The 8,137-nt window shown below is 66.8% G+C and carries 8 protein-coding genes; 7 read left to right on the top strand and 1 reads right to left on the bottom strand.

The window, feature by feature from the left end:
- Nucleotides 1–192: 192 nt before the first annotated feature.
- Both J2S97_RS23505 and J2S97_RS23500 read left to right on the top strand, forming a co-directional pair.
- Nucleotides 193–1,359: an RtcB family protein gene (locus J2S97_RS23505; RefSeq protein ID WP_307052341.1), complete on the top strand. Its 1,167-nt coding sequence runs from the start codon at nt 193–195 to the stop codon at nt 1,357–1,359.
- A gap of 96 nt (nt 1,360–1,455) precedes the next feature.
- The gene (locus J2S97_RS23500; protein ID WP_307052340.1) at nt 1,456–2,445 is read left to right on the top strand and encodes a GTP pyrophosphokinase; all 990 of its coding nucleotides are present in this window, start codon (nt 1,456–1,458) and stop codon (nt 2,443–2,445) included.
- Between the two features lie 52 nt (nt 2,446–2,497).
- Here the strand turns inward: J2S97_RS23500 and J2S97_RS23495 are convergent, their stop codons facing one another.
- Nucleotides 2,498–2,824, bottom strand: coding sequence for a GYD domain-containing protein (locus J2S97_RS23495; RefSeq protein WP_307052339.1), 327 nt, complete (start codon nt 2,822–2,824; stop codon nt 2,498–2,500).
- 210 nt (nt 2,825–3,034) lie between these two features.
- Here J2S97_RS23495 and J2S97_RS23490 point away from each other — a divergent pair, with 210 nt between their 5' ends.
- The 5 genes from J2S97_RS23490 to cobA all read left to right on the top strand — a co-directional run bounded on the left by J2S97_RS23490 (nt 3,035) and on the right by cobA (nt 8,089).
- Nucleotides 3,035–4,192, top strand: coding sequence for an ABC transporter substrate-binding protein (locus tag J2S97_RS23490; protein WP_307052338.1), 1,158 nt, complete (start codon nt 3,035–3,037; stop codon nt 4,190–4,192).
- A gap of 54 nt (nt 4,193–4,246) precedes the next feature.
- Nucleotides 4,247–4,972, top strand: a complete 726-nt coding sequence (locus tag J2S97_RS23485; RefSeq protein WP_043483399.1) for an ABC transporter ATP-binding protein — start codon at nt 4,247–4,249, stop codon at nt 4,970–4,972.
- On the top strand, nt 4,962–5,927 hold the full coding sequence (locus J2S97_RS23480) for an ABC transporter permease (protein WP_307052337.1): 966 nt from the start codon (nt 4,962–4,964) through the stop codon (nt 5,925–5,927). Before J2S97_RS23485 ends, J2S97_RS23480 begins: the two co-directional genes overlap by 11 nt.
- Nucleotides 5,928–6,220: 293 nt before the next feature.
- A complete protein-coding gene (locus J2S97_RS23475) occupies nt 6,221–6,682 on the top strand; it encodes an SRPBCC family protein (protein WP_307052336.1) in 462 nt (153 codons plus the stop codon).
- Nucleotides 6,683–6,799: 117 nt separating this feature from the next.
- Nucleotides 6,800–8,089 (top strand): uroporphyrinogen-III C-methyltransferase, encoded by a 1,290-nt coding sequence (gene cobA, locus J2S97_RS23470; RefSeq protein WP_307052335.1) that lies wholly within the window; start codon nt 6,800–6,802, stop codon nt 8,087–8,089.
- Nucleotides 8,090–8,137 lie beyond the last annotated feature (48 nt).

The raw sequence follows: 8,137 nt of genomic DNA, 5'->3' as shown, positions 1-8,137 counted from the left end.
ACAGGCATAACGAAATCCATGATGGACCTTTCCCCGCTCTGAGCACCGGCTCCAGCAACAGGGAACCTGTCACACAACAGCCTGACACACAGGGAATTTGCGGCGACCTCGCACGCTTCCGGCGACTTCGCAGTTTCCGGGCCCTTGCCGCCTCACGCCCTGCCCACCATCATCAGGAGTGGGAGGCGAAACGTGGAGACCATCAACAGCAAGCTGCTCAACTGGGCCTCGATCCTGGATGACAAGACGCGCGAGCAGGCCCTGAGAACATCACAGCTGTCCTTCATTTATCCGCATCTGGCGCTGATGCCGGACGCCCACCTGGGCATAGGCGCCACCGTGGGCTCCGTGATTCCCACCCTGCACGCGGTCATTCCGGCGGCCGTCGGAGTGGACATCGGCTGCGGCATGATCGCCGTCCGCACTCAATACTCGCTGGAGGACCTGCCGAAGGACCGCAAGAGGCTGCGCGAGGCCATCGAACGGGTCATCCCACTCTCGGCGGGCCACAACAACAGGAACATCACGACCTCAGCCGAGCCGCGGATCGCCGAACTGCGAAAGCTGGCAGCCGCGGCCGGCTTCAACCCCGTCCAGTACGTGGATAAGTGGGACCTCCAGCTGGGCTCGCTGGGCTCGGGCAACCACTTCATCGAGGTGAGCGCGGACGAGACAAACGCCGTGTGGCTATTCCTGCATTCCGGCTCGCGCGGCGTCGGCAACAAGATCGCCCAGCATCACATCGGCGTGGCCCGGCACATGGCGGCAAAGAAGCAGATCCGCCTGCCCGATCCCGACCTTGCGCACTTGGAGGAAGGCACGCCCCAGTTCGACCGGTACATCGCGGAGCTGCGCTGGGCCCAGCACTTCGCACTCCTGAACCGGGAGGAAATGATGGACCGTGTCAGCACCCAGTTCGGCAAGTGGGCGGGCTCGCCGGTACGGGAACGGGAGCGAATCAACTGCCACCACAACTTCACCCAGCAGGAGACGCATTACGGCAAATCCGTGTGGGTGTCCCGGAAGGGGGCGATCAAAGCCGAGCACGGCGATCCCGGACTCATTCCGGGTTCCATGGGGACGGCGTCGTACGTGGTGGAGGGGCTGGGCAACGCGGCGTCACTCAATTCCTCGCCTCACGGCGCGGGCCGTGAGTACTCGCGGACAGCGGCCCGCAAGGCGTTCTCCCTGCCCGAGCTGAAAAGGGCCATGGACGGGATCGAATTCCGCGCTACCGAGGCTTTCATTGACGAGATACCAGCCGCGTACAAGCCTATTGACGTCGTGATGCGCGACGCGCAGGACCTGGTGAGGATCCGTCACACCCTTCGGCAGTTCATCAACGTCAAGGGAGATTGAGCATGGCCAGTAGCTGAAACCGGCTGCCTTGGATACTCTGCTGGGTACATGAGCTGCTGATGATCGGGGGAACGGTTGGAAGATCATGAGGCAATTGTGGCCCGCTCCCTGGAGCACTACGCGGAGCTGTTGCCCCGGCTGAATGCGGCGTCGGACGCAATCGGGCACGCCATCCGCGCACGGCTCAGGGACGACGGCCTCAACCACCACACCGTGCAGGCCAGGGTCAAGGACCCCGGCTCCGTCAAGGCAAAACTGGACCGGCTCACTGCGGACGGCAATTTCAAATATGAACGGGGCCTCGAACAGCTCGATGACCTCATCGGCGTCCGCGTCATCATGTTCCTGGAACCCGACATCGCCGACGTCGCGACGGCGCTGAAGGGGCAATTCAGCTGCCGCGAGGACGATGACAAAACGAGCTCCCAGCGGCGGAACGGCCAGATCGGCTACGCCGGCAGGCACCTCATCCTCGAGGTCCCCGCCGAGAACGTTCCCGTGGGCTGCCACTCTTTCATCGGGGACCGGTTCGAGGTCCAGATCCGGACCGTGCTGCAGCACGCGTGGGCTGCCTTCGAACACGACATCCGCTACAAGGGCGGCAGCGAGGCCAACGCCGAAGTGGACCGCGCATTCACCATGGCGTCAACGCTCATCGAACTCGCCGACGCCCAGTTCTCGGCGATCAACGACATCGTCAAACGCCGCAAGGCCGAAAGCACTGCCGACTTCGCCGAGAACCCCGCCGCTACCGAGCTCACGGGGGACATCCTCCAGGACATGCTCGCGCGGCTGCTCTCGGAACACCCCCGAAGCCAGGCCCGGCAATACGGCTGGCTGGGTGACCTGCTTGCCGCCAACGGGGTACGGACAGTGGCCGACGCCGAGGAGCTCTTCGGCGCCGCTGACTGGTCCGCCGTGGCGAAGAAGATGGACTACAAGTTCCCGGCCGGCCACGTCCGGATTGCCGATGACTTCCTGCTGAAGAAGTGGGGCGCGGACTACATTTCCCGCACCAAATCCCTGGGGGACGACCCCAAACGGGAGTCGAAGCTGACCTACCGGCTGGAACGCATGCGGGACTGAGCCGCCCTGCGGGCGGGTGGCGCGGGCGGGCACCGCCGTCGGACCGGTGCCGTCAGGCGCCGGGACGCCGGTACTTGATCTGCTCGGCCTTCCGCAGGGCCTCCAGTGTTTCGTCGACGGACAGGAGCACTGTCGTGTCGAACGAGCTCAGCGCGCCGCCTCCGCTGATCGCCAAGGCAACTGCGGCCATGGACACATTGTCGGGTGCCTCCCAGAGGTTGTAGCCATCGTGGGAACCGAACGCGTACCAGAAGCCGTGGAGCTTGCCGCCGACCGATTCGATATAGGTCTGGGCGGCCTTCCTGCGGTCCTCAGGGTTGCTGATCAGTTTCGCCCACGTCTCCGGTGTGTAACTGAACTTCGACAGGTAGAGCGGCATCGTCTGGTCCTTTCGTTTCTTGCACCGCTGGTGCCAGTGGTGCCGATGCAGCAAGAGTGGCAGTCTCCGGCCAGACCGGCAATGGCCCGGGCCTGTTCCGGCGGGAATGGCCTTGCCCTGTGTTGCGCGAATATGACGCTGCATGAACGCGCGTGACCCCCGGTTTCCAAGTCATTGAACCTCGTTTATGACACTCCCTATGGTGAAACAATGACAAGTCCCCAGCCCGGAATGACCCGCATCGTGGCAGGAGAGAGCAACAAACCGAAGCGCAAGCGCGCTGTCGAGGTTCTGGTTGCCCTCGGCCTTGTGCTGCTCATTGCCGCCGGTGCCGTGGTGGCGTCAACACTTTCCCGTAATACCGAAGCCCAGGCCGCCGCCCCCGCGCCCGCGGAGGAGCTGAAGCTCGGTTACTTTGGCAACGTCACCCATGCCCCTGCCCTGGTGGGGGTCAAGGAGGGCTTCATCGCCAAGAGCCTGGGGGAGACGAAGCTGAGCACGCAGGTGTTCAACGCCGGCCCGGCCGCGATCGAGGCGCTGAATGCCGGGGCGATCGACGCCACGTACATCGGTCCGAACCCGGCTATCAACTCGTTCGTCAAGAGCCAGGGCGAGTCGGTCAGCATCGTCGCCGGCGCCGCGGCCGGCGGGGCGCAGCTGGTGGTCAAGCCGGAGATCGGCTCCGCGGCGGATCTGAAGGGCAAGACCCTGTCCACGCCGCAGCTGGGCGGGACCCAGGATGTGGCGCTGCGGGCGTGGCTGGCCGGGCAGGGCTACAAGACCACCACGGACGGCGGCGGCGACGTGGCGATTAACCCGACTGAGAACGCGCAGACTTTGAAGCTGTTCCAGGACGGCAAGCTCGACGGCGCGTGGCTGCCTGAGCCGTGGGCGTCCCGCCTTGTTTTGCAGGCCGGGGCGAAGGTGCTGGTGGATGAGAAGGACCTGTGGGACGGTTCGCTGACCGGCAAGCCGGGCGAGTTCCCCACCACCATCCTGATTGTGAACAAGAAGTTCGCCGCCGAACACCCGGACACCGTCAAGGCCCTCCTGAAGGGCCACGCCCAGTCGGTGGCCTGGCTCAACGACACCCCGGCTGCGGAAAAGACGAGTGTGCTGAACGCGGCGCTGAAGGAATACGGGAGCGCCGAGCTCCCGCAGGACGTGATTGAGCGGTCCCTGAAGAACATCGTCTTCACGGTGGATCCGCTCGCCGGAACCTACAACAAACTTCTCCAGGACGGTGTGGACGCCGGCACCACCAAGCAGGCGGACATCAACGGCATCTTCGACCTCACCGCCCTGAACAGCGTCACCGCCGAAACCGGCGGAGGCAGCGTCAGCGCGGCCGGCCTCGGCGAGGACTGAGCAAGCGCACCACCAAAGCACAACCTCCAGCCCCATCAACGTAAGGACAGGACCATGCCAGTCGTACTGGAAAACCTGGGCAAACGCTTCGGCGACGGCGCCCCGGTGCTGGACGACGTCAACGCCAGCATCGCGCAAGGCGAGTTCGTCGCCCTCCTCGGCGCCTCCGGCTGCGGCAAGTCAACCTTGCTGAACATCATGGCGGGACTGGAGCTCCCGACGTCGGGCGCCCTTGAGGTCCCCAGCGACGGCGCAGCGTTCATGTTCCAGGACGCCGCCCTCTTCCCCTGGCTGACGGCCCGGGAAAACATCGAACTCGCGCTGAAGCTGCGCGGCGTGGGCAAAGCCGAACGGCGCACCAAGGCCAACGAACTCCTGGACCTGGTGCACCTGGGCGGTGCCGGCGACAAGCGCCCGCACGAGCTCTCCGGCGGCATGCGCCAGCGCGTCTCCCTGGCCCGCTCCCTGGCCCAGGACCGGCAGCTGCTGCTCATGGACGAGCCGTTTGCCGCCCTCGACGCCATCACCCGCGACCTCCTCCACGACGAACTGGAACGGATCTGGAAGGAAACCGGCCGCACCATCGTTTTTGTGACGCACAACGTCCGCGAGGCTGTCCGGCTGGGCCAGCGCGTGCTGCTGCTGTCCTCACGCCCGGGCCGCGTGGTCCAGGAATGGAACGTCACCGAGGAACACCGAACCGACGCCGGACTTGCCGGACAGCTGACCGGGGTCATCACCGCCCGGCTGCGAGAGGAGATCCGCCGCCATGCCAAATAACCCAACGCCCCTGGCCGAAGCACCCGTTACCGGCGAAGCATCCGGTGCCGGGCCCGAGACCCGCAAGGTGCACGCTGCCCTGACCCGGTCCTCCACCGGCAACGAGGACCTGCGCGAACTCGAATCCGGCCTTGATTCACTGCAGTCCGACGCCGCCCGCGCCGCGCGCATCGACTGGAGCCGCATCCTGCTCCCGGTGGCGGCGCTCGTGGTCCTGGTGGTCGTATGGCAGTTCTACGTTTCGCTGGGCCTCAAGCGCCGGGACCTGGTTCCCGGACCGCTGGACGTGCTGGGACAGTTCGGCACGCTGTGGGCCGAAGGGTCCCTGCAGGAAGCCGTCTGGACCTCGCTGCAGCGCGGGCTCGTGGGCTTCCTGATCAGCGTGGCCATCGCGACGCCGATTGGACTCCTGCTGGCACAGGTGGCCCCGCTGCGCCGCGCCTTTGGCCCGCTCATCTCCGGACTGCAGGTACTGCCCTCCGTGGCCTGGGTGCCGGCAGCCATCATCTGGTTCGGCCTCACGGACGCCACGGTGTACTTCGTGGTGTTCATGGGCGCCATCCCATCCATCATCAACGGCCTCATCTCCGGCGTGGACCAGATCCCGCCGCAGTACCGCAGCGTCGGCACGGTCCTGGGCGCGAACCGGCTGCAGATGGCCATCCAAATCGTCCTGCCCGCGGCCCTTCCCGGTTACCTGAGCGGACTGAAGCAGGGATGGGCCTTCTCCTGGCGATCCCTCATGGCCGCCGAAATCATCGCGGTGGGCGGCACCATCGGCTTCGGCCTCGGCTCCATGCTGAATCAGGGCCGCGACCTCGCCGACATGACGATCGTGATGTCGGCCATCCTGCTGATCCTCGCCGTGGGCATCCTGATCGAACTGCTCGTGTTCGCGCCGATTGAAAAGCGGCTCCTGCGCCGCCGCGGCCTCCTCGCAGGCAGCACCCGCTAACCCGCCGGCCTCCTGAGCAGCCACAACCACACCAAACAGCAGAGCCCGACGGAGAGTCCCGCCGTCGGGCTCTGCTGTCTGTTCCTGCCGGTGGTTCCCCGCGGCCAAAATGGGGCACTTCGACACGGACACGCCGGGTGTTGACCCCCTGCGGGGACGGATCGGCTTCAATGTGCCCCACGACAGCCGCGACGGCCCACGACAGCCGCGACGGCCCACGACGGCGGCGACGGCCCACGACGGCGACCGCGTCCCACGCCGGACGGGGCGGGGGAGTCTGGCAGACTGGCGCCATGACCGTCAGCTTTGTGTGCCGCACCGAATCCGGCCTGTCCCGGGAACAGCTGTTCGACCTCGCGCGCAGCATCGACGCGCACGTCGACTCGCAGGCCGACGCGGGGGAGCGCGCCGTGGCGGGTGTGACGTCCGGCCTGATCGGCGTCGGGCAGGAAGTGACGTGGCGGGCAAGGCACTTCGGCGTGCCCGTGCGCATGACCAGCCGCATCACGTCGCTGGCGTTTCCGGAGCGCTTCGTGGACGAGCAGGTCCGCGGGCCGTTCAAAGCCTTCCGGCACGTCCACGAGTTCGAAGCGAGAGGCAACGGAAGCCTCATGACGGACCGCGTGGAATTCATGGCGCCGTTCGGGCCGCTGGGGCGGATCGTGGAGAGGCTCGTGCTGCGCCGGTACCTGGAACGGCTGATTGCCGAGCGCGGGCTGTACCTCGCCGGCCTTGTTCCACCGCCGACGGGCTAGAGCCGCATCCGCCGAGGCCTCAGCCGGCGCCTCAGCAATGTGACGCAGCGTTACCTTACGTGAACTGGTGTTTCCGCGCCGTTGTTCCGGTATATGACGCGGCCCTATCGTCGATTCATGGCAATTCAGGATATCTACCCCACGGCACTGCGCCTGCTGGGCCGCCCCGTACTGGTCGTGGGCGGCGGGCCGGTTGCCACGCGCCGCGCCAAAGGGCTGCTCGACGCCGGTGCCCGGGTCACCGTGGTTGCCCCCGTCGCCTCCGCGGGACTTGAGGAACTGGCCGACGCCGGCCTCCTCACCTGGGAGCAGCGCCCCTACCGCACTTCCGACGTCGACGGCGCCTGGTTCGTCCAGACGGCAACCGGCGATCCCGCCGTGGACTCCCGCGTTTCGGCCGACGCCGAGGCGCAGCGCGTCTGGTGCGTCAACGCCTCCGACCACGAAGCCTCCGCAGCCTGGACCCCGGCCGTCGCCGTCGTGGACGACGTGCAGATCGCCGTGAACGCCGGGGGAGACCCGCGCCGCGCCATGGCCCTGCGCGACGCCGTGGCCACCGCGCTGGAAACCGGCGACCTGCCGCTGCGCCGCCGCCGTATTTCGAAGGACGGCGCCACCACCACCGGTTCCGTGGCCCTCGTAGGCGGCGGCCCCGGCGACACCGGGCTCATCACCGTCCGCGGCCGCCGGCTCCTGGGCCAGGCCGACGTCGTGGTGGCAGACCGCCTGGGCCCCCGCGAACTCCTGAATGAACTCGCACCCGACGTCCGCGTCATCGAAGTGGGCAAGACTCCCGGCCACCATCCCGTGCCGCAGGCCGAGATCAACAGGATCCTCGTCGACGAAGCCTTGGCCGGCCGCCGGGTGGTCCGGCTCAAGGGCGGGGACCCGTACGTCCTGGGCCGCGGCGGCGAGGAAGCCGAGTTCTGCCGCCAGCACGGCGTCGAGGTTGAAGTGGTCTCCGGCGTGACTTCAGCGATTTCCGTTCCCGCGGCGGCCGGCATCCCCGTGACGCACCGCGGCCTGGCCAAGGGCTTCAGCGTGGTCACCGGCCACGAGGAACTCTCCGAGGTCCCGGCCCGGGCCGACCACACCATCGTGCTGCTGATGGGAGTGGGCCAGCTGCGCGAATCCGCCGCCGCACTCGCAGGTGCCGGTTTGCCTCAGGACACTCCAGTTGGCATCGTTGAGAATGGCTATCTGCCCAACCAGCGCGTGACCATAGGCACTCTCGGTTCCATCGCTGACCAGGCCGAGGCCTCCGGCGTCGCGAATCCCGCGGTGATCGTGATCGGTGACGTTGTCCGCGTCAGCCCGTTCGCGCCGTCGCACTTCAAGACCGCCGACTACAGCACCACCACCCCGAACCGCCCCCGCACTTCGAATACCCGCGTCCTCACCCCGTAGCCAAGTAGCCCCTTCCCAACTAGCTCGCAGATAACGCTCTCAAAAGAC

The organism is Arthrobacter oryzae (assembly GCF_030812315.1).
GTDB classification, from domain to species: Bacteria; Actinomycetota; Actinomycetes; order Actinomycetales; family Micrococcaceae; genus Arthrobacter; species Arthrobacter oryzae_B.
Note: the sequence above shows the minus strand (reverse complement) of the source record. Positions and strands in the feature narration are given on the sequence as shown.